Origin of the sequence: Pseudothermotoga hypogea DSM 11164 = NBRC 106472 (genome assembly GCF_000816145.1) — a bacterium.
In the GTDB taxonomy this organism is placed as follows: Bacteria; Thermotogota; Thermotogae; order Thermotogales; family DSM-5069; genus Pseudothermotoga_A; species Pseudothermotoga_A hypogea.
In genome coordinates this window covers 1,486,149-1,508,142 of the sequence record NZ_CP007141.1, presented here as the reverse complement: position 1 = coordinate 1,508,142, position 21,994 = coordinate 1,486,149, and the positions used below count along the sequence as shown (strand labels likewise).

Below are 21,994 nucleotides of genomic sequence, written 5' to 3'. Positions count from 1 at the left end.
GTGACAGATCGTGAGCGCGTTCTTGGCGGCTGCGACCAGCGTGGCTTTGGTGCTTTCAGGTGGTGGGGCGCGGGGGGCTTACCAAATAGGTGTGTGGAAAGCTTTGAGAGAGTTGAACATCGATATCGTTGCCGTGTATGGAACTTCCGTTGGAGCCATCAACGGGGCACTCATCGCCTATGGCGATTACGACTTTGCTGAAAAAGCCTGGCTCGAGGTCGAATTCGAACAGGTGATGAACGTACCCGAAGAGATGAAAAAGATCTTGAGCGGTGGCATATTCGAACTCAACATCTTCAAAGCCTTTGAAGTGGCGAAGAATCTTGTCGAGTCTGGTGGCATAGACATCACGCCTCTTCGGGAGAAACTGAAGCTCTTGCTGCCCGAGGAGAAGATAAGAAGTTCTAAGGTTCACTATGGCTTGGTGACCTACTGCATCAGTGATTTGAAGCCTTACATGTTGTACATAGAAGAGATCCCCGAAGGCATGCTGGCAGATTACATACTCTCGAGTGCGAACTTTCCACTCTTCAAAAGAGAAGAGATCGCAGGCAAGTTGTTCATCGATGGTGGAATCTACAGCAACGTTCCTGTGCGCATGGCGGTTGAGAAAGGCTGGGAAAACATCTTGGTCGTCGATATCGGAACGATCGGTCTGGCGGATATTCTTGATTATCTGAGAATCTTTCGCGAGAGAACTCGGATCGGGTACATCAGACCGAGGGAACATTTCGGAAACGTGCTGAACTTCGATAGGGAAGTGATCAGGAAATACTTCGTTGAAGGTTATCTCGACACGCTCGCGTACTTTGGAAAACTTTACGGGGAACAGTATTACCTTTCGAGCGAAGAGGACGTTTTGAAACAGCTCTATGCGAAGCTCGACGCGAAAGAGAGAGACATCGCAGGTTTCTTGCTGGGATTGAAACTTCCAAGCGAACTGTCGGCGGAACAGCAGTACGAATCTTTCATACTTCCTCGTTTGAGGCTCGAAACGCTCTCTTTTTTCGATGAACCCAAGAAGGTGCCGATCAAACTTTTGGAGAGTCTGGCAAAGGTGTTGAACGTCGACAGATTGAAAATTTACACGCCTTTGGAATTACTCGAAGCGATCGTCCACAGCACTGAACCTGAGAATTTGCTCAGCAAAGTTGCCATCCAGATCAGATACAGAAAACTTTTAGACTTCGTGATCTTCGTCTACAAGAATGCGACAAGGAAAATGTAATCGTGAGAGTTCCAAGCAGTTCAAATTTTTTCGCGTTTGAACGATAAAAGAACAGGTGATTCATATGAGGATCGACGGTGTGTCGAACAATCGTATCGCTTTGAACTTCATTTCTGCACCGAAACAACCACAAGAAGTAGCATTGGTGAGCAAAGAAGATTTTCTGAAGCTTCTGAGTTTCGCCTTCTACCAACAGAACGGTTTGAACGTGAAGTTGGTTCGCATCGCGGTGGAAAACTACACTAAAGCACGTATGGACCTTTTGGCTTGAAAGCAAACGAAGCTCGACGTGCTTCGAACACGAATCGACCGTTGTTTTGGGGAAAAACTGTACACCTTATGTAATAATCAAGATATGTCCGTGCTAAAATATGGTAAAATCAAAAAAGTCTTCGGTGGTGAAGAGTGTGCGGGGGTTTACTTTGACGGAAGTGCTCGTCGTTATGATAGTCCTCTCAATAGCTCTCTCTATAGTCGTGCTTCTCATGACGAGCGTCTACAGAGGTTCAATCGTGTCTTTCGACAGAATAACCGTTCAGGATGAACTGACCATGATAGATGCAGCCATCCGCAGGGAATTGCTGAAGGTTGGGCCAACGATAGAAGGATTGACGGTACAAAGCACTTCTGTTGAATTCTACGTGATCGTTCCTTTCTCAAAACAGCTCTACGGAACTTACGCTTCTGCCACCAGACTAAGTTACAGGCTCATATTCCTGAACAAGAAACTCGAACTTCAGATCAGCGATGACGCTGGATATATGAAAAGGATTGTGCTCGGTGAACTTGATGACTGTCGGTTCGAGGGGCAAGGGAAGTTGATAAGGTACAGTCTAACAAAGAAGAACGTGACGTTGGGTAAGCTTGATTCCTCGGTGGTGCTCTATAACTTGAAGTGAGGTGAAACGGTGAGAAAGGGCCACGTTCTGGTTCTCACCTTGGTTCTGTTGATCATCGTTTCAATCTTCGTTGTTGCCATACTCACAAACTTATCTGCCTACGTTAAAAGAGTTAGCCTCCAAAATGCTAAGAATCTCTCACACCTGGGTGCGCACAATTTACTCCAGCTGTCTGTGGCGTTCCTGAAGCCAAGCTTCAGCGGTGTGAGGGGTGTGGTATTGCCTTGGGTGAACGGCAACGTTTCGAGTAACGTGGGTTGGTGGGACAGGTTCAAGAACTGGTTGTTCAGCCAGTCTGACGGTGATTTCTGGCGCAACTTCTTTCAGAGAGTCAACGAGAACAGATATTTCGATCTGAGTGCCGTGAACAAGTTCAACGAAGCTCTAGCATCCTTTGGCCTCAGCGGTTCGACGGTCGTCGTGCCCATTACAGGGACATACATGGTGGGTGGAAATCCGTACTCGGTTCTGGTGGTCAGCCGAAATTCGGTCGGAAAGATGGAAAGTTACGCCTTGGCCGTTTTAGCGATAGATTTTTTGAACAAGTATGCGTATTTCACTGAAAGGGAGACTCGTCCCGGTGGTGGGAAGATATACTTCGTCACGCGAGACTTGATAGATGGTCCGATGAGATCCAACGACACGATAAACATTTGGGGAAATCCAATTTTCAGATCGACTGTTGAGGTAGGAGACGTAAACATAGTCTCCGGAAGCCCCAGCTTCGAAATGGGATGGAAACGTTTAATCCAGCAGGACATCGAAGATTACAACATGACCAAGATAAAGCAGAACTACGCCAACGATCTGGAGGCTTTGGTCAAACCGATGAACCAGTTCGTGACAAGTGATGCGGAGTCAGGCATAAAGTTGAATCTTAAAGGAAAAACGATACAAGTTGGAAATAACACCAGAACGGCACAAAAACTCATCGTCGAGTTCAAGAGCGCTCAAGGTCAGGGAGCAGACCATTTCATCAGGGTTTTGGTTGAGTACAGGCAAGGGTATACGACTGGCATAGATAATCTCTTCACCATCAAACCAAGAGAAGGAGCACAGCAAATAACCATCCATGGCGAGAACGCGAGAAAATGGCTCGATCTAACTGGAATCATCCCAGGCAATCCATCCGAGTACAACAAGGACGTGGACTTCAACGGCGTGCTCATGAGTGACCTGACGATCGCCTTGACCAACCGTTCCAACAACGACAAACCGATGTACGTCGACGGAAGGTACACGATATATTCCAAGGAGAATGTAGAGATCTACGATCACATTGTGTACGAAGATTTTCGCGATCTCTTTCCATACAACAGGATCGATGGCATCGTCGTCGATAACAATTTGGTTGAACGGATGAAAAACGCAACACGAACAGATTTTCTCAACATCGTCGCCGACAAGTACGTTTTGGTCAAAGAGAAACAAAGGAATCTCAAAATCACGGCGAGTATCTACTCATTCGACCAGAGTTTTCAAGTTGAAGGCTACGATCAGGGTAGTCCTGCCGGTCAACTCACGATCTTTGGCTCTTTGATGCAGTATTACCGTGGACCTGTTGGGACGTTTAGTGGAGATAGGATTCAAACAGGCTACTACAAGAACTACATTTACGATTACAAGATCTTGGAGGGCATCAGCGCGATAGGTACGCCCGCAAAACGTGAAGGATTTGTCTTGCTTGCGATCAGGGGGATCTACTGATGAAGATCGGTATGAGCCTCGTTGAGGTACTCATCAGTTTGGTCTTGATCGCCATAACTGTCGTCTTCGCCTTCGAGACGATCACGAATTCTTTGAACATGGTCAACAAGTGGGAACTGGAGATCAAAACCATGTCGCTTTTGAAATTCGCACAAAGCTACCTGGCTGAGTACAGGATAGGTACACAGCTGCCAAGCAACATAGCTGAAATCATCAACACTTCTTTCCATGGTCCCAACTCCACTAACGTGTTTCCACGAATTCACACTTTGCAAGCCACGACAACGATCTTGAATCCTTCCGGTTCCACCATCATTTACAGGCTCGTGCAGATTGAGATCCGAAAGACACCGAACATCTCTGAGAACTTCGTTCTATTGTTTGGTCTTTGATACTTCGAACCTGGAACTTTCAGCCCGGCTCACCGGCCGACAATCCTTCGATCAACGTGTCGGTGTTTTGCTCCTGTTTCACCAGCCTGTACGCGAACTTTGCGACGGCTCCAGCCGTGTGCGTTTTGAGTTCGCCCTTCTCTTCCTCAGAGAGTTTGTCGAGGTCTGCGAGTTTCTCTTTCACGACGTCAACGTTAGCCCTCAACATGTTCCTCACAGATGCAGTCGACACACCCAGATACTCCGCTATCTCCTTTTCAGTCTTCATGTATTCTTCTTTCAATACAACCGCGATGCAAGCGCGGGCGAGCGATGCGAGCCACGTCAAATTTCTATGTTGAGCGAGCTTACTGAGCCCTCCGAGGAGCTCTATCGATCTGAGTAGGACCTTCGTGGCGAGTTGTTCGATCTGCTTTCCAGTGTTGGACGGCCTTGGTTCCAGTATCATCCCATCACCTCCCACCGATGGGACTGAGAATTTTCACCAAACCTGTTTCGGTGATCTCCATGATGTACGTTCGCGTGTCGTGACCTGAAAGTCTACAGCCGTCGATTCTGAACAGTCTGACGATGTCTCCAACTTGCTTTCCATACATCTTTGACTTGTACTGGCTGTCTACGAGTTCTTTCGCGAAAACGAAGCAACCATCCACGATGTGGCTCACCGCGTAACCTCCTGCGGCTTCCGCTGTGAGCTCTTCGTGTCCGCTCCGCTTCTGTGAGACGAACAGTGCCGTTTGGTACCACTTTTTCATGAAGTTGAAAAGTCTTCTGACGATCGCCCGTGCTGCGACTTCTTTGTTCTCGTAGAGTCCCGTGACTGAATCGATCACGACGAACCTCACCTTGTACTGCTTTATAACGTAAGCGAGCGTCGTGAGCAAGTCTGGCACGTTTTCTCTGAGCGATCCATGGGAAGCTGCGTCGATGAGTACGATGTTCTTCTCGATCTTTGCTGGTTCGTGCCCCATGGCTACCGCTCGCATTTCCAACCCCTTAGCCACGAAAACTGCGGGTGATTCGACTGTGACGAAGGCCACTTTCTCACCGCGCGCTGCCTGAGCGACGGCGAACTGTTCAACGAAGAGGGATTTTCCGGTGTCCGAAATACCCGTCACGTTGAAGACGGCATAAGCGGGAATGCCTCCGAGGGACTTTTTGACGGGTTTGCCGTCCTTGACCTCGACCGTGAAGAACAACTCGTCCAGACCCTCTATACCTGTAGGGACACCCGTGATCTTAGGTGCTTGTTTAACGGCTTCGCCCATAACGATGATGCTCTCTTCGACGACTCTCGGTTCAACTTGAGACTCGTAGTTCTCGTAGCGTTCCGTCACGCTACATCACCTCCAACCTTTATTAAAACAAAAAAGAGCCGGCTGAGCCGGCGCGTTGTGGGGATGGTGCGATTCACTTTACGTACTCTTCGAGCGCGTCTATGAACTCTTCGTCCAAGAACGCTGGTCCTCTGAAACCTACCTTAGGCCCTGCGAACATCTCAGCCCTTCTGAGTTTGTAAGTTTGCATCAACCTCTGAAGCTGTTCTACGTTGATCGTCTTTTCTATCTCTTCTCTCATCTGTTGCATGATCTCCGCACGCTTTTGGTTCAGTTCCCTCACTCTGGCTCTGAACTCGTACACGCTCATGTTCTTGGCGTTCTCGTACAGTTCTTCGTACTGCTTCTGTAACTGTTCAAGTTTTGCATTCGCATCCTTGATCACGTTGAGTATCCTTTGAGCTTGTTCTTTTGTCAAGTTCATCTCTTTGAACATTTCTTCGTAGGTGAGCTGTTGTCTTGCTTGATACCTTGGAGCTAAGGTTTGTCTGTAAGCTGGCATGTTTTTCATGAAAGGAGCCTGAAACCTGGCCTGTGGAAGGTTTGAAAATCTTCCTGCTGCGAAGATCATTGTTGAGAAAATCACCAGTGCCACTGTCAAAACCATGAACCTTTTCACTCTAACCACCTCCTGAAGTTTTGTGTTTCCATTTCTATTGTCCTGTCATGAAAGATTTTTGTTTTGGTTTTTAAGAAAACTCTAATCTTTCGGATCACGTTCGTTCGCTCTTAGAATCTTTGTGGGAGGGTGCGAGATGGACGGGCAAGAGATCATCGACACGGTGAGGTTCATAAGCCAATTCCACAGGGCAAGGGGTAGCGACGAATACAAGCTTCTGCTCGAAAGGCTGAAGGAACTTTTACTATCTTGGGGGATAGAAGAACGGCAGATAGAAACGATCGAGTATTCGACGGGTGGGGTTCGCTACGGAAACTTCGATTCGACGATGGTTTGGAACGTGAAGGATGCTGAACTCTGGCTGGAAAAACCCAGAACGTTTCTGAGCAGTTTCAAAAATTGCAAGACTTCGGTGCTCTTCGGAAGCCATTCGACGAACGGTTGGAAGAGTCTCGAGTTGGTGGATGAAACTTACACGGGCGATTTGAGAGACAAGGCTGTTCTGGTACAGATGAACCCGTCCAAAGCGTTCAAGCAGTTCGTCGAGGAACGTGGCGCGAAGTGTTTGTTGGTCTATTTCATGAGAGCCCAGGACGAGTCGATCGGAAGAACGCCGGCACAGATGCCAGACACGGTGAATTATCTTTCGCTTCCCCACACGCTCAAGGCAAGTCAACACAAAAGTTTCGGTTTCTCACTCACCTATAGACAGTACGAACTTCTGAAGAGCTTGACCAACAAAAATTTCAAAGTGAGATTGTTCGTGGACGCATCGTTGAACGTTGGAACGTTGCAGGTTCTGAGGGTGCGCTTTGAGGGTGCTATGAAAAAGAGAATCGGCATCGTGGCGCATCTTTGTCATCCAAGTCCAGGGGCGAACGACAACGCCTCAGGTTCTGCGCTCGCGCTCCATCTTTGTAGAGAACTGAAGCAGAAAACCTTAGGTTTTGGTGTGGACGTGATACTGCTTCCCGAATTCTACGGGAGTCTTCCCTACGCGTCTCAGAACAACGACTACGAGTTCGTGATCAATCTGGACATGGTGGGGGAAGATCAGCAGAAGACAGGTTCCACCATGATGCTGCACGAAACTCCGCCGTTGCTGAACACGATCTACGATGAACTTCTCTATGATTCCATGATGCTTTTCGCACCCACGAGTTCCGATTCGTTCAGCAGAAGATTTTACCGAAGCACGTTCAAATCCGGTTCGGACCATTCGGTGTTCGAGAACTACGCTGTTCCTTCACCTTTCCTCGGTCAGTGGCCCGACAGGTACTATCACACCAATGAAGACACTCCTGACAAGTGTGATCCTGAGATGTTCGAATGGGTTGGCAAGGCGGTGCTGAGAACTGTGGAACTCGCGCCTTCGTTGCCAGACTACATCGTCGAACAGGCGTTTGGAAGGGTGAGGGGTTTCTTGAAAAAAATAGTTGGAAAGCCTGGAAGCGATATCATAGAAAGTGTTGTGAAAAGGGCGCACGGGGAAAAGATCGAGCCCGTAGAACCAAAACTTCATATATTCGCTGCGGCTGAAGGTCCTCTGGGTTACGAATGGTTCGACAAGGCTGGTGAGCTCTCTGAAAAGCGAGAGATCGTCAACCTCGGAGAGGTCATACAGCTCGCCGCAAGGTACACACAAGATTACGACGCCACGGTCACATTCGCTTCGACGTATTTGAACGTGGATGCGAAGACGACTCAGGATGTGATCGATTTACTGCTGAAGAACGAATTTTTGAGACGTATCAACTGACGATCTTCAGACCCAGCGCTTTGGCTTTCTCGACAACTTTTATGAACTCTTCTCGAGTGATGCGTCTGTTCAACTCCATGTAATGGTGCGCTTTGAAGGTAGGATAGTACTGCGTCATGATGTTCACTGGGATGTCCGAAGAAACGGAGACGATGAGCTGCAACACCTTCTCACTTGAAGATGGGTCGTTCGGCATGATCAAGTGTCTCACGAAGACTCCCCGTGTGGCCACCCCATTTTCGATCTTCAGAGGTCCGACTTGTCTGTACATCTCTTCGAGCGCGCGCTTTGCGACGCTGGTGTAGTTGGAAACCTTTGAGTATCTCAAAGCCTTTTCGTCGTCTCCGTACTTGAAGTCGGGCATGTAGATGTCCACGATGCCTTCCAGAAGTTTCAGTGTCTCGATCGATTCGTAACCACCGCAGTTGTAGACGATGGGAAGTTTCAAACCTTTCTGCCAAGCTCGAGACACGGCATCGACTATCATAGGCACTTGGTGTGTTGGACTGACCAAGTTGATGTTTTCGCATCCCATCCTTTGCAGTTTGAGCATGATCTTTGAAAGTTCTTCCACATCGATCTCTTCACCCACACCCATTTGACTGATCTCCCAGTTCTGGCAAAAAACGCAGTTGAGGTTGCAGTTGGTGAAGAATATAGTTCCAGAACCATTGTTTCCCACGAGAAAGCTTTCTTCACCGAAATGTGGTCCGAAACTGGAAACGATCGGCCTGGCGCCCGTCTTGCACGCACCGTTCTTCGAGACGAACCTGTTCACCTTGCAGTTCCTCGGACAGAGCGTGCAGGTTTCCATGATTTCGTACAACCTTTGTATCCTTCTTTCAAGTTCGGCACCGCTCAGTCTCATTTCTTTTCTTCCAGTTCGACCCTCCTGAGCAGTTCGAGCTGTCTTCTCAATTCCCTCACGTCCATGTTCCTCAAGATGAACTTGCACACGGCGTACTGGAAGGGAAGCCATGTGACGTGACCTGAGGGTATCACGTAGCGCTTGGGCTTTCCAAGCGCTTCCCAAAGAAGCTTTCTGCTTCTCTTTGGAAGTGCCCTGTCGAAGAGAGCTTCTATGAAGATTATCTTCTCTTTCTTCACGAACTTTGCGTAAGCGAGCGGATCGAGTTTCAAATATGGATGGATGTCTGAGCGTTGCATTTGTTCGACCGTTTCGAATTGTGAAAGCTTTTTGATGTCTTCCTCGAAGGTCCTGAGAAAGTTTTCTCTCTGTCCAACACCGTATGGGGCACCATTGAGAAGCTTTCTGTCTCTACGAAAGAAAGCCAAAGTTGGAGAGTTCCAAAGCAGTGTGGCCATCTCGCCACCGACGGTCATCAGAATCGTTTTTTCGAAGTCGTCGCTCACTGCGTTCAACATAACGGCGACCATTCCACCGAGGCAGAAGCCGAACAGGTGCGTTTTGGAATGCCACAGATTCTGTTGTTTCGCCCAGTCGACCACACTGAGAATGTCCACCACGGATTGCTCCCAGAACCTCGCGGCGCGCTCAACGTTCGGATCGAAGAAGTCCTTTCCACTGGTGGATCCGTGCGCGACGCGCGTGAAGTTCCCTGGCAGTATGGGCATGAACACACGAACGCCCGCGTTGGCAAGATGTGTCGCCATCCAGAGCAAAAAAGGAACGTTTGTCGAACCCAGTCCGTGCAGGACGAACAGGTTTCCCACAGCGGTTTCTTTTGGCTCGAATAGGAACGTTTCCACCGTTTCGGTACCCTTCACAGGTTTTTCGTAAAGGGTGCGGAACCTCAACATGGAGGCTCTGAACTTTTTTGCCTTGAATATGTAACCGAGGGTGAAGTCGATGGGTCTTCTTTGATACCCAAACGAAACGTTCGTTCTAACCACCTTCTGTAAGAAATTCTACCGTCCTCTGTAAGATCTCTTTGGTCTTCCCATCCTTCAGGACGAACTCAAAACCGTGATTGGCTTCATGATGTGTCAACAACACGACTCGACAATTGAGTTGTTTGAGCTTCCTGTAAAGTTTCACTGAAGAATCGTACGGGACGACGGAATCTTTCTTTCCGTGGACCAAAAGCACCGGAGGCATGAATTCGTGCACGACGTTGACGGGGGAATACTTCGCAAGTGTCTCGCTCGATCCTGACGGGAACCTCTTCAGTGTGGCGAGCAAGGCGATCTTCGCGAACAACGATGGCGATTCCAAGATGTCCTTCAAATCGCATGGAGCATAATACGCAACCACATTCTTGACAAATTTGTGCATCTTTGCGGCCGTGAGCAACGCCAAATGCCCTCCGGCAGAGAGCCCCATGAGCGAGATGCGCGATTTTGGAAGATTCAACTTGTCGCTGTTCTCATCGAGGAAGATCAAGGCTCGACTGAGTTCCTCGATGAGTTGGTCGATCTTCGCCTTGTAACCTCGAGAATACTCTATCGCCGCAACGATGAAGCCTCTTGAAACCAAGAACCTGTACCAAGAAAGATTGTTGGGTTGTCTTCGATAACCACTGATCCAACCACCACCGTGGGCGAACAAGACCACCCCTCTCGGTTCGCCACGGGGATAGAAGATGTCGACCCACAAGTTTTTCATGTATTCGAAGGTCACAACTCTTGACCAAGGTTTCTTCTCGGTCTTGAAGGGCAGCTTTCCGAAAACCGCGCGACGAATGTAAGGAAGATTGAACAAAAGCACGACGAAGAGAAAAATCGTGAAACCAAAAGAGGCGCTGATGAACAGCACAAAGAGCTTCAACAAGAATTTAATGCGGTTCAGAAATTTCTCTCGTTTCTTCACACGTTACCTCCCTGAACGCAAAACCCTGATGGATCATGATTACAAAAGATCACATCCAAAGCCTCAGAATTTTGAGGACAAATTCCGTCTCTCGGTTCCTGTCACGATACCACACAAATAGACGAGTGAGCCGAGCTCAGAATGAGAATTCTAAAGCTGTTTCGAAATAAAGTCATCTCTTTCGAAATTCGACCAGCTCTGCAACGTATCCTTGTTCTGGTATTTCGAACTTGAGGGGTAGTTCTATCTGCTTCGATGCCACCCAAGTGAAGAGCTTTTGATCGCTCGAGTACAAGCTGAAACGTTTGCCAGTGTACTTGCCGACCTTTTCGTCTTTCTCGTACACGATCTTAATACCGTAGAGGTTGACCGTCGATGGATTGTCCAAATCGATCATTCCTAAGAACGGCAAAAACGCTGGATTGTAGATGTAACTCATCATCAGATACATGTAAGGCACCGCGAAGACTTCGTAGTCGAGCTCGTCTATGACGGAAAATTTCACGGTGTAGATTACTTCGTATCCACCGGTATTGGTTTCGCTGATCTGAAGTGAAATCAACGCCGTTCTGTCCTCCACACTCACTCTGTAGACTACGAGCTCGTAATCGAGCAAGTTCAGCTGGTGTTGCGACACAACAATCGACGCGACCATGAGTACCATCAATGCGAAGATCAGCCTTTTCATCCTATCGCCCCCTCAGTGGAATTTTACAGTTAATTTTACCACATTTGATCCGAAAGTATCAAGCTGTTCTCGTTCGTCGTGAGATCAAGACGATTTGAATTCTTGATTGTACGTTGTGCGAACTGTTTGTAGTTCTTTCAAAGAATAAAATGATTTTATACCGGTAAAACAGCATTTTAATAGTTGACTTAACGATCTAAAATTCATATAATTTTATGGCCGTACCCTTACGTGCAAATTCAACCAATCGATCAAAGGAGGCGTAGGCTGTGAGATCTCTCAGAGGAAAGATGCTGGTTTTGATACTCATCCCCGTGGTGGCAATCGTGGCAGTCATAGCGCTGTTGACCTATTTGCAGGTCAAGACATCTTTCACTTCGACCGTCGAAGAAATGGCGCTCGAAGTAGCAAGTAAAGCTTCCGATATAGTCGATGAATGGCTGAATGGAGTTGTTAAGGAAGTTGAAACGTTCGCCGACACGAACGCAGTCAGAAACGCTCTGAAAACTGGCGATTGGGAAGATCTGATGAAAAACTACCTGCCACCTCGTTTGAAGGACAGAGCTCACATCGAGATGGCTTTCATCGCTTATCCTGATGGTTCTGCGCCGACCACGTTGGGAAGTGTTGCACAAGTTGCCGACAGAGACTATTTCATTCAGATCATGAAACAAGGTCAAGATGTTGCGATAAGCGATGCGCTGGTATCAAGAGCAACTGGTCAGAACATATTCGTTGTTGCAGCTGCGGTGAAGGATGAAAACAACAAAACCATAGGCCTTTTCGGTGCAACGGTGTTGTTGGATACCATAAGCAAGGTTGCCGCAGAAATCAAAATAGGCAAAGCTGGATATGGCTGGGTTGTCGACTCAACCGGTTTGATCCTCGCACATCCGAACAAAGAATTGGTCATGAAGCTGAAAATCACAGAGGCTTCCAAAGAAGGCTACAAGGGATTGGAAGAAATGGCAAAAAAGATGCTTGCCGGCGAAAGTGGATTTGGAAAGATCACAAAACCAGATGGTCAAGTAGATTATGCCTTTTACGCACCAATACGTGTGGCAAAAGGTTGGTCCTTTGCAGTGAGCGTTCCAGAAAAACAAATACTCGCACAGGTCAACCAACTTTCCATAATGGTCTTAACGCTCTTTGTACTTTTGATAGCCGTAGCAGCCTTGCTCATATTCTTCGTTGCTTCATCGATCTCCAAGCCTATCAAAGCTCTCGCAAACAAAGCAATTGAGTTTGGCAAAGGCGACCTCACGGTGAAGTTCGAAGCCAAGGGTAAAGACGAAGTTGCGCAGATGGCACAGGCTTTGACCCAGATGGCAGATGCTTTGAGAGAGTCCATGAAGAGCATAGACGAATCTTCCGTGCAGGTGAACAGCTCTGCACAAAGTTTGGCGAGCACGGCAGAAGAGTTGAGTGCTTCATCCGAAGAACTCGCCTCACAGATGGAAGAGGTGAACAGATCAGCACAGAACGCATCTGCTTCCATACAGGAAGTCACCAGTGGCATAGAAGAAGTAGCAGCCAGTGCGCAGAACGTATCCAAAGCAGCACAACAGCTCACAGAAAGATCGAGCCAGATGAGTATGGCAGCCAAGGAAGGAGACAATGCCATAAAGAGCATCGTGGAGATGATAAAACAAGCCAAAGACAAAGTTGAACAGACTGCGACTGTGGTGAGTGAGTTGAGTGAGCAGGCGAAGAACATAGTACAGATACTGCAGACGATAAACTCCATAGCGGAGCAGACGAACTTGTTGGCATTGAACGCGGCGATAGAGGCAGCCAGGGCAGGGGAGGCAGGCAGAGGCTTTGCAGTGGTTGCGGATGAGATAAGAAAGCTTGCAGAGGAGAGCAAGAAAGCGACGAATCAGATAGGACAGATACTTGGACAGATAAGCCAAGGAGCGATGAGGGCAGACAATGCTACGAAAGAGACAGTGCAAGTAGTGGAAGGTATGAGCAAGCAATCAGACGTTGTAGTGGGAACAATTCAGCAAGATAACAGGGCAGATAAACAGCATGGTGAGTCAGATAGAGAGTTTGGCAGCGAGCGCAGAGGAGCAGAGTGCTGCTGCAGAAGAGATGAGCAGTGCGATGGACACAGCTACCAAATCGATCACAACGATAGCGCAGCAGGTGGAAGAGATGACGCAGGCGGTGAAGCAACAAGCGAGTGGAGCGCAGAACGTGAGCAGTCTGTCGGAGGAACTATCTTCGATAGCAGAAAGCTTGGTGGAACAGGTGAGAAAGTTCAAGATATGAAGAATTCATCCAAACGGGCCCTTCGGGGCCCGTTTTTTATGCGACTTTGGAACCGTCTGGTAACATTAGAGTTCCATTAGAAATAGCCTATCTTTCAAAGTGGGGGTCTAAAATATCGATGACAAACGAATCTGGGAGGGTTGCACATGAGGCGATACGTTGTTCTAAGCCTGATCTTAGTGTTGGTCTATTCGATCTTCGCAGGTGTCCCAGACGCTTTGGAAAGCTTCAAGAACAACAGCCCAGCGTACTTGAAACTCACGTTAGATCGTCAACAAGCGGAGGATGACTATCAAAAGGCGCTGCTCGAGGCGAAGAACAAACGACAAGAACTTTCCGCACAGCTTTCGAAGCTTAAGTCCGACAATTCCCACAGGGAATCTTTGAAAAGTTTCGTCAACGATTTCATCGACACGTATTTTGCGTTGCTGGAAGCTCAATCCGCTCTCGAAACGGCGCAACTGAACTTGCAGATCGCTCAGATCGATTACAACGAAAAGAAGGATCTCTACGAAAAGGGTGTTGGAACGCTTCAAGATCTGAAAAACGCGAGTGCCACTTTGATTGAAGCGAGCAAGGATTTCGATGCTGCGAAGCTGTCTTTCGAACAGGCGAAGCGAGACTTCGAAACCCTCATAGGTGGGAACGTCAAGGTGGAGGAACCGACGAAGCTGAATTTGAATTTCTCCCTACCCACGGTTGACCAGTTGATGGATAAATCTATCACGCTGGCGATGGCCAGATTGAACGTTCAGATCGCACAGATGGATCTCGACGGGCTGGTCAATCCGTCTCAGTACACGAAGAATTATTACGAAAGAAATCTCAAAAAAGCTCAAGCCGATGTTCAATCTTACTTGCAGTCGCTGAGAAAATCTTACGAGAACCAACTTCAAACGATTCAAAATACTGTCAAATCGATACAAGCGCAGATGGAAAAGATAGAAGTTGCAAAACTCCAACTCGAGACCGTGCAGAAGAACTTCGCAGCTGGTGTGGCTTCGGAGAGAGACGTTCTGAACGCAAAACTCTCCCATCTGAATGCGAGAAAAGCTTTCTTGACACAGCTGAAGTCTCTTTTGAAAAACGTGTGTGCCGTCTACATCGATACCGAGCAAGATTTCTCCAAGGTCCTATCGACGATCCTTGGAGAGTGATGCACAATGCTAAGGAGAGTGCTTTTGCTTTTGCTGTTGCCTGTCTTCGCGCTGGCTTCGTTTCTTGACGAGGTTCAGAATAACCTGCGAACGGATGCAAGCTATCTTTCTGCGAAGCTTTCCTACGAGGAAGCGGTGTTTCAGGTTCAAAAAGACAAGAGTGTACTCATACCTTACGTTTCCTTAGACAAGTTCAATTTCAACACCTCGATCTCGGAGAGCACGGTGACTTACGTTGTGAACGTGCCGTTCTCAATAACTTTTTCAAACGTCGCGGGGTTCAATTTCTCCATCTCCAACAGTTGGAAGTATTCTTCTTCAGACGACAGATGGAGCGATTCTGGTTGGACCATTTCTGTTTCGAGGAGTCTGTTTTCAAACTTCGATCTGGACCAGTTGCAAAACCAGAGGAACCTCTTCGATGTCAGCTGGAAGCTTCTGTCGGCGAAGAACAGCGTTTTTGTGAACGTGGCGAACGACGTGTTCAACAGTTTTTATTACACCAGGAAACTTCAGATCACTTCCAGAAGGCTTCAGCTCCTGAACGATCAGGTGGAAGAACTGAGGAAAGTCTACGAAGTCGGTGGCGTTGCCTTCGAGGACATCGTGAACACGCAAAAGCAACTGCAGAACCTTGTCTTGCAACTGGAAAAGATCAGTCAGGCCAAGTTCAGTGTTTCGAAGGACTATCCTCAAACCATGTTGGATGAGATGATGAACCGTCTGTGCGAACTGACGTCCAAACTTCCGACCGAACAAGAAGCGATCGAAGCGATCAAGGCACGCTACGACGTTCAAGCTTCCTACATAGCCTTGGAGATCGCCAGAAGACAGAATGAGAGGGCTTATCAAACGTGGTTGCCGAATCCAATTTTGAGCGCAGGGATGACGTTCAAAGAAGATGGTTATTCCGTCTCACTCGGCTTTTCCTTCAGTTACAACTTGATCGACAGGGGCGAAAGATCGTACAGTTACAAAAGCGTTCAAGACAAGTTGAACCTGCAACGCGCGAGCTACGAAGATAAATTGCGAAGTCTGGAAAAAGCCGTGAAAGACACGTACGCATCGATAAGAATTGCCGAGGTCTCAAAACAGCTCGCCGAACTCGACTTGGAACTGAAGAAAATGAACCTGGACAGGCTGAGCAAGAAGAAAGAGTTCGTTTCAGCACATGACCTTGAGACGGCTACACTCGACGTTGAGGAAGCTGAACTCGAGTTGTTCAAGAGTGAGTTCGACCTTCTCATGAACAAGGTGAACCTTTTGATGATTCTCGGGATCGACCTGATCGAATTTTCAGGAGGTGCTTGAGCGTGCGCAGAACACGTTGGATAGTGATGACTTTGTTCGTGATTCTGTTCTTCGCCGCGTGTAGTAGAAACACCGCACAGACCAGCACCGTTCAAGTGAGCGAATATGTTGTTTCGAAAACGAACCTGACGGATACGATAACGCTCTCCGGGACCGTTCAGGCAAGGGAATACGCTGACATCAAATCGCTCGTTTCCGGTATCGTGAAAAAAGTGAACGTGTCGAAGGGTGATACCGTCAAGGCGGGAGACGTGATCGCCGAACTCGATGATACAGAGTACAGACTCGCCTACATCAAGGCTCTTCAAAACTACGAGACAGCGAAGAACTCTGGTTCGAAACTCTTGATTCAGCAGCGTGAAATCGAGCTCGAACTGGCCAAAAGAGACCTTGAGAACTGCAAACTGCTCAGTCCCATCGATGGTGTGGTGATTTCGATCGACGTCAAGCAAGGTGATCTGGTAAGTTCTGGAAAAACCATCGCCAGGATCGTGAACCTCGAAAAACTCTACGTTTCCGCCTCGGTGGACGAGGTGGATTATTCGAGGATCGCTTTAGGACAGGTTGCGACGGTCAGTTTCGATGCGATAGAAGGCCTCACAGTTGGAGCAAGGGTAACGTACATCTCGAGTGAGGCACAAACATCTCAGGGCATCGTTGTCGTGCCTATAGAACTGGACTTGTTGAGCGTGGATGTTCCACAGTTGAGAAGCACACTGAGTCAAGCTGGAATCGATCCAACTCAGTTCCAGCAAAGATTGCAACAGCTTCGAACTCAAGGTAACTTGGCACAAATGCCTCAGAGACAGCTGCAGAGCGGATCACAGAATCAGAGCACCAGGATCATACCTGGACTTTCGTGCGAAGTGAACATCGTCACCATGAGCAAAGAAAACGTTCTGGCCGTGCCGATCAACGCGGTGAAGTTCAGCTCTGGAAAGGCTTATGTCACCGTGAAGAAGTCGGACGGTTCCACGGAGGAGAGGGAGATAAGCGTCGGAGTGAGAACGAACAACTTTTACGAGGTTGTCAGTGGCCTTCAAGAAGGCGAAGTGGTGCTGGTGACCGGTAGAACAACCACGACGAACAGAACTCAACAGATGCCTGTGCCCGGCGCCAACATCATGTTCAGACCGTGAGGTGGACCGCGTGGTGGAGATCATAAGAGTCGAGAACGTCAAGAAGATATACAGAATGGGCGATAACGAGGTCAAGGCGCTCGACGGTGTGAGCCTCGTCGTTGAAGAGGGAGAATTTCTGATCGTCATGGGACCTTCTGGAAGCGGTAAAACCACCTTACTACATTTGATGGGTTGTTTGGACAAACCCACCGAAGGTGAAATATACATAGCAGCGACAGCGGTTTCCAAACTGAACGACTCACAGCTTGCGAAGATAAGGAACAAGATGATCGGATTCGTGTTTCAGCAGTTCAACCTGCTCCCCCGCCTCACGGCACTCGAAAACGTCGAGTTGCCTATGATCTACGCCGGTGTTCCAAAGGCAGTGAGGAGGAAGAAGGCAAAAGAGTTGCTCGAATTGGTTGGCCTCGGCGATAGACTGCACCACAGGCCAACGCAGCTTTCCGGTGGACAAATGCAAAGGGTCGCGATAGCCAGGGCGCTCGCGAACGATCCAATGGTGCTGCTCGCGGATGAGCCAACTGGCAATCTCGACTCGAAGAGCGGAGAAGAGATCTTGAAGATCTTCTCTGAGCTGAACGAGAGAGGACAGACCATCGTCATAGTCACCCACGATCCAGAGGTTGCGAAACACGGAGATCGAATCGTTCGCATGCGCGATGGAAAGATCGTCAGTGAAGAGGTGAACGTGCATGCTTGACATGCTCAAAGAAGCCCTTCGCTCGATCGCTCACAACAAACTTCGCACGGCCCTGTCCATGATCGGAATCATCATAGGAGTTGCGGCCGTCATAGGAGTTGTGTCTGTGGCCGAAGGTACGAGCAGGAGCATCAGACAGTCTCTGACTTCCATAGGTTCAAACCTCATACTCGTCTCGCCGGGCTTCACGAGAGGCGTGGGTGGACGTACCGCCACAGCGCTCACGGAAGTGCTCGAGAAAGAAGATGCAGACAGGATATCCCAACTTTGTCCTTCGGTCAAGTACGTCACGCCCGTTCAGCAAGGAAACTTCATCGTTCAGTATGAACGTCAGAACAGTATGGCGACGGTCATGGCCGCACGATCCGTTCTGTTCGACATGATAAACGTTAAGCTCGCTCAAGGAGAGTTCTTCGACGAATCTGACGAGAAGGCCAAACGACGTGTGGCCGTTATAGGAAGAGAAGTGGCAGACGAGCTCTTTCCGAACGGGGATGCCATTGGACAAACCATAAGGATCACGAGCGGTTCGATCAGGCAGACCTACGTGGTGATAGGAGTGCTCGAAAAGAGTGGAAATCTACTCTTTCTAAATCCCGACAGATCGATCTTGGTACCGTTCGCCTCTGCGGAGAACAGACTCTTCAGACGCAAGAACGTCTCGATGATAGTCGCTCAAGCGATCTCGGAGAACATGGCAAATCAAGCGGTTTCTGAGATAGATTCTGTCTTGTTCGAGAAGTTTCAAAGCGAAGAAAGGTATCGTATAGTCAGTCAGGACGCACTGCTCGAGACGGTCAATCAGACCATGGCCATGCTCAGCTTCATGCTCGGGAGCATCGCCGGTATCTCTCTGCTGGTCGGTGGTATAGGCATCATGAACATAATGCTCGTCACAGTGACTGAGAGGACCAGAGAGATAGGCGTAAGAAAGGCCATCGGAGCCAGTAGAAGACACATTCTACTTCAGTTCTTGCTCGAATCCGTCGTGCTCACTCTCGTGGCAGGACTGCTCGGTATCGCGGCAGGTTTTGGACTATCCAGGCTCATAGCGAGCATAGGATCGATTCAGACAGCAGTGACACCCACGGTTGTTCTCATAGCGGTGTCTGTTTCCATAATGGTTGGCTTGTTCTTCGGTGTCTGGCCCGCGATGAGGGCTTCCAAACTTGATCCTGTGGAGGCACTCAGATACGAATGAACTGGTGGAGGCGGGGGGAATCGAACCCCCGTCCGAATGTGAGCACCCCCAGGCTTCTCCGAGCGCAGCCTGTGTTTAGTTCTCGGCCCTCAAGAGCCCACAGGCAGGCCCTTGCAAGCCACAGCCCCTGCTAAACCGCTGAAAGTCGGGGCGAACCTTTCAGCGGTCGACCGGCTGTCTCACGCCCCTTCCGCGGGCACCGGTCAGACCTCGCGGGGGACGGCTGCCTATTCTCTATTAGGCAGCGAGAGCCATTTCGTAGTTGGCACTTCTTTTTGGTTCCACCTTTTTTACGAGGTGGTGGAGACCTCGGCTCGCTTCCTGGGGGATCTCACACCCGTCGAAACCTTTCGCCCCCAGCGTAACTATTATACCCCATCTTCTCTGACGGACACACTTCGAAAAAGTTCAAAGCATGTACGCTTCGCTGATCACATGAAGTGCCACGGGTGGAAGCACCTTGAACGGCTCGACCAGCTGACCCTCCACTGGTGAGTAAGCTCTGCTCTTTTCGGCCAGATAGGAGAACAGCACCTGCAGAGATGTTTCATCGAACTGGCTCTTGTGCTGTGAGATGGCCTGAAATTTCCTGTTCAGATGTTCTTGCTCGATGGGATAGAACGTGTTTGGGAACGCCGTGTTGAAGAATCCAATAGCTGTGACGTCGTGGTTCGATGTGCCGGGAACAAGTTTCGGTAGCCTGTACAGACTCACAGCCTGTGCCGTGGACATACCACACCTAAGATGGTCGGGATGAACTTCGTAAGGTGCGAACGGATCCACGGTGAAAACCGCATCAGGCTCGATCTTTCTGATGATCCGTATTAGTTTCTCTCGCACCTGTTCGATCGTGTAATCACCGAGGTCTTCAAAATCGAGCCACAACAGCTCGTGAACACCCAGAATCTCTGCCGCCTTTTCTTGCTCTTTCTTTCTGATCTCAGCCAGCTTCTTTCCGACCAACGATTCGTCACGTGTTCCCGCCGAACCATCGGTCACCGTGACGTAGTAGACCCTGATCCCTTTCTGCGAAAGTTTTGCGATCGTTCCACCCATGGAGATGTCCGCATCGTCCGGGTGAGGCTGTACGCAAAGGACTTTACCGAAAGAATCCAGTTCTGGGAGTTTCATCATGCCCTTGAGCTTATGAACTAAGTGTTGCAAGTTCTTCACCCCTTTCTGAACCAGATCTTCTCAACAGCCCAAGAAAAGATCGTGAGAGACATCGCAATGATACCAAACGTGAGATAAGCAGGTTCTGCTCCCATCTTCTCTACAACAACGCCCCCAACGCTGGAGCCCAAGAGTGGGCCTATACCCTGCAGAGACATCCAGAAGACTATCTGTGTACCTTCCAGTACGTGTGCCGAAAGTTTTTGTCTCATCAAGAACAGCGTGGCGTAGTAGATCACGATGTAAGTCCAGCCATGAAGGAGCTGGGTCAGTAACAACTGCACTTCCGTGGTCACAAACGATGCGAGTATCAACCTCAATCCCACGACGAAAATGGCACTCGATAGCAACTTGAAACTTCCGAACCTTTTTGTTATGCGTTCGGCGAAAAGCAGAAAAGGAGTCTCACTCAGCGCCATCAGTGTGAAACTCAAACCAACACTCGCCGCGTGGAAGTTCTTGGATTTGACGAGCACCGGCAGAAAGACGGTGTTGAACAAATTGAATCCCACCGCGACGGTAACGATAGCGAAGAGCACAGAGAATCTCTTGTCAGTCGCTCGTACCGATGGCCTTCGGTGAAAACTCATCTCGAGCTTGCTCTTCTGCACCAGTAACCCTATCGAGAAGAAAAGCATCGAATAAACTACAAACAACGTCACGAAGCCTTCATTCACCAGGTTGGCCACCAGGAAAGAAGCGGCAGCATAACCGAAGGTACCGAAGAGCCTTATCCTGCCGTAAGAAAGCTGAGCCCGACTTGCAAGTTCTACCAAAGAAGATTCCAGAAGAGGTACCAGACCACCTTGCGAAAGCATCAGCGAGAAACAGAAGACGAATATCATGAAGGCATTCTTCGATAAGAACAAAATCCACAGCGAGGCGATCCCAATTGTCGCAGCGTAAAGGACCACTCTTCTCACGCCAAACCTGTAGGCCAGCAAAAAGTAGAACTGGTTCGCCCAAAGTGCGTTGACAGAAGGAAGGGCCATCAAGACTCCAACGAAGGACGGGGAAAGGCCGATGTGTACAAAATACTGACTCAACAGAGTCATGCAAGCGAGCAAGGCATATGCTAAGAATTCACTTGAGAAAAGCGCAAGCTTTTGTTGTTGTTTCATACGATGATTATACTGTACCTTGTTCTAAAGCCATGTTTCAATACAGAGACATGAATTGAAGCGTCGGACCCATATCACGGTTACATGCTTGATAGAACCCCGAACCCAGCCTTAGTTTGGACCAAAGTATCAAGATCGATCGTGCATGAAGAAGCTTGGCACTATCATTCAGATGGTGAATAAAAAACTCAGGCCGCGACGTTTGCAAGATCTCGATGCGAATTTCAGCTCTTCACTGCCGCCTTTCTCTCCTTCTCAACTTGCTCTTGCTGAGCGTTGGAACCGTACAGGACTTTGAGCTGTCTTGCTTCTCTCAGCATCCTTTCTTTCTCCGCTTCCCTGATGAGCTGGTCATGTCTGATCTTCGCCAACATGTACTCCAACATGCTCCCACCTCCGTGAATAAGTTTATCACCTCCTTCAAATTTTGTCAAGTAGAAATAGAAAATATCAATAACTAATCTGAATATATATTAGTATCCCAGTCTTTCTATC

At 48.7% G+C, this 21,994-nt stretch carries 22 protein-coding genes and 1 other RNA gene; 12 read left to right on the top strand and 11 right to left on the bottom strand.

Translation table 11 applies throughout. The features are described from left to right. The first annotated feature begins 10 nt into the window (after positions 1-10). From AJ81_RS07385 to AJ81_RS07365, 5 genes are all read left to right on the top strand, one after another. Positions 11-1,228, top strand: a complete 1,218-nt coding sequence (locus AJ81_RS07385; RefSeq protein WP_031504249.1) for a patatin-like phospholipase family protein — start codon at positions 11-13, stop codon at positions 1,226-1,228. 64 nt (positions 1,229-1,292) lie between these two features. Next, positions 1,293-1,499 carry a hypothetical protein gene (locus AJ81_RS07380; RefSeq protein WP_031504251.1) on the top strand — a complete coding sequence of 69 codons (207 nt, stop codon included), beginning with the start codon at positions 1,293-1,295 and terminating at the stop codon, positions 1,497-1,499. A gap of 100 nt (positions 1,500-1,599) precedes the next feature. Further along, positions 1,600-2,127, top strand: a complete 528-nt coding sequence (locus tag AJ81_RS07375) for a PulJ/GspJ family protein (protein WP_081708860.1) — start codon at positions 1,600-1,602, stop codon at positions 2,125-2,127. A gap of 9 nt (positions 2,128-2,136) precedes the next feature. Next, complete coding sequence (locus AJ81_RS07370; RefSeq protein WP_031504255.1) at positions 2,137-3,834, top strand: DUF4900 domain-containing protein; 1,698 nt, start codon at positions 2,137-2,139, stop codon at positions 3,832-3,834. After that, positions 3,834-4,226 (top strand): type II secretion system protein, encoded by a 393-nt coding sequence (locus tag AJ81_RS07365; RefSeq protein ID WP_031504257.1) that lies wholly within the window; start codon positions 3,834-3,836, stop codon positions 4,224-4,226. The genes AJ81_RS07370 and AJ81_RS07365 overlap by 1 nt, the downstream gene beginning before the upstream one ends. A 19-nt stretch (positions 4,227-4,245) precedes the next feature. On the opposite strand, the gene AJ81_RS07360 is transcribed toward AJ81_RS07365, so the two are convergent. The 3 genes from AJ81_RS07360 to AJ81_RS07350 all read right to left on the bottom strand — a co-directional run bounded on the left by AJ81_RS07360 (position 4,246) and on the right by AJ81_RS07350 (position 6,182). Next, the gene (locus AJ81_RS07360; protein ID WP_051368749.1) at positions 4,246-4,674 is read right to left on the bottom strand and encodes a hypothetical protein; all 429 of its coding nucleotides are present in this window, start codon (positions 4,672-4,674) and stop codon (positions 4,246-4,248) included. Between the two features lie 4 nt (positions 4,675-4,678). Next, positions 4,679-5,563 (bottom strand): KaiC domain-containing protein, encoded by an 885-nt coding sequence (locus AJ81_RS07355; protein ID WP_031504261.1) that lies wholly within the window; start codon positions 5,561-5,563, stop codon positions 4,679-4,681. Positions 5,564-5,636: 73 nt separating this feature from the next. Next, positions 5,637-6,182, bottom strand: coding sequence for an OmpH/Skp family outer membrane protein (locus AJ81_RS07350; RefSeq protein WP_031504262.1), 546 nt, complete (start codon positions 6,180-6,182; stop codon positions 5,637-5,639). 136 nt (positions 6,183-6,318) lie between these two features. Between AJ81_RS07350 and AJ81_RS07345 the strand changes: the two genes are divergently transcribed. Then, positions 6,319-7,941: a DUF4910 domain-containing protein gene (locus tag AJ81_RS07345; RefSeq protein ID WP_031504263.1), complete on the top strand. Its 1,623-nt coding sequence runs from the start codon at positions 6,319-6,321 to the stop codon at positions 7,939-7,941. Here the strand turns inward: AJ81_RS07345 and AJ81_RS07340 are convergent. From AJ81_RS07340 to AJ81_RS07325, 4 genes are all read right to left on the bottom strand, one after another. Further along, on the bottom strand, positions 7,934-8,809 hold the full coding sequence (locus AJ81_RS07340; protein ID WP_031504265.1) for a radical SAM protein: 876 nt from the start codon (positions 8,807-8,809) through the stop codon (positions 7,934-7,936). The two genes, AJ81_RS07345 and AJ81_RS07340, sit on opposite strands and share 8 nt — an antisense overlap. Continuing rightward, positions 8,806-9,723 (bottom strand): alpha/beta hydrolase, encoded by a 918-nt coding sequence (locus tag AJ81_RS07335; RefSeq protein ID WP_231845489.1) that lies wholly within the window; start codon positions 9,721-9,723, stop codon positions 8,806-8,808. The genes AJ81_RS07340 and AJ81_RS07335 overlap by 4 nt, the downstream gene beginning before the upstream one ends. Positions 9,724-9,808: 85 nt before the next feature. Continuing rightward, entirely contained in the window at positions 9,809-10,732 is a 924-nt protein-coding gene (locus AJ81_RS07330) for an alpha/beta hydrolase family protein (RefSeq protein WP_031504268.1), read from the bottom strand. Positions 10,733-10,904: 172 nt separating this feature from the next. Further along, positions 10,905-11,420, bottom strand: coding sequence for a hypothetical protein (locus tag AJ81_RS07325; RefSeq protein WP_031504270.1), 516 nt, complete (start codon positions 11,418-11,420; stop codon positions 10,905-10,907). 269 nt (positions 11,421-11,689) lie between these two features. Here AJ81_RS07325 and AJ81_RS07320 point away from each other — a divergent pair, with 269 nt between their 5' ends. The 6 genes from AJ81_RS07320 (at position 11,690) to AJ81_RS07295 (ending at position 19,205) form a co-directional block, all read left to right on the top strand. Next, the gene (locus AJ81_RS07320) at positions 11,690-13,774 is read left to right on the top strand and encodes a methyl-accepting chemotaxis protein (RefSeq protein ID WP_231845465.1); all 2,085 of its coding nucleotides are present in this window, start codon (positions 11,690-11,692) and stop codon (positions 13,772-13,774) included. Between the two features lie 66 nt (positions 13,775-13,840). Further along, positions 13,841-14,851: a TolC family protein gene (locus tag AJ81_RS07315; protein ID WP_031504272.1), complete on the top strand. Its 1,011-nt coding sequence runs from the start codon at positions 13,841-13,843 to the stop codon at positions 14,849-14,851. 6 nt (positions 14,852-14,857) lie between these two features. Next, positions 14,858-16,162, top strand: coding sequence for a TolC family protein (locus AJ81_RS07310; RefSeq protein WP_031504274.1), 1,305 nt, complete (start codon positions 14,858-14,860; stop codon positions 16,160-16,162). Positions 16,163-16,164: 2 nt separating this feature from the next. After that, positions 16,165-17,301, top strand: coding sequence for an efflux RND transporter periplasmic adaptor subunit (locus AJ81_RS07305; RefSeq protein WP_031504276.1), 1,137 nt, complete (start codon positions 16,165-16,167; stop codon positions 17,299-17,301). Between the two features lie 10 nt (positions 17,302-17,311). Continuing rightward, positions 17,312-18,004, top strand: a complete 693-nt coding sequence (locus AJ81_RS07300; protein ID WP_407636278.1) for an ABC transporter ATP-binding protein — start codon at positions 17,312-17,314, stop codon at positions 18,002-18,004. Continuing rightward, on the top strand, positions 17,997-19,205 hold the full coding sequence (locus AJ81_RS07295; protein WP_031504280.1) for an ABC transporter permease: 1,209 nt from the start codon (positions 17,997-17,999) through the stop codon (positions 19,203-19,205). Before AJ81_RS07300 ends, AJ81_RS07295 begins: the two co-directional genes overlap by 8 nt. Positions 19,206-19,207: 2 nt before the next feature. Here the strand turns inward: AJ81_RS07295 and ssrA are convergent. The 4 genes from ssrA to AJ81_RS10830 form a co-directional block, all read right to left on the bottom strand. Further along, positions 19,208-19,563: a transfer-messenger RNA gene (ssrA, locus tag AJ81_RS07290) on the bottom strand. A 50-nt stretch (positions 19,564-19,613) separates the two neighbouring features. Next, the gene (locus AJ81_RS07285) at positions 19,614-20,369 is read right to left on the bottom strand and encodes a PIG-L deacetylase family protein (RefSeq protein ID WP_231845464.1); all 756 of its coding nucleotides are present in this window, start codon (positions 20,367-20,369) and stop codon (positions 19,614-19,616) included. A 5-nt stretch (positions 20,370-20,374) separates the two neighbouring features. Then, the gene (locus AJ81_RS07280) at positions 20,375-21,499 is read right to left on the bottom strand and encodes an MFS transporter (protein ID WP_031504283.1); all 1,125 of its coding nucleotides are present in this window, start codon (positions 21,497-21,499) and stop codon (positions 20,375-20,377) included. A gap of 224 nt (positions 21,500-21,723) precedes the next feature. After that, complete coding sequence (locus AJ81_RS10830) at positions 21,724-21,885, bottom strand: hypothetical protein (protein ID WP_154655778.1); 162 nt, start codon at positions 21,883-21,885, stop codon at positions 21,724-21,726. Positions 21,886-21,994 lie beyond the last annotated feature (109 nt).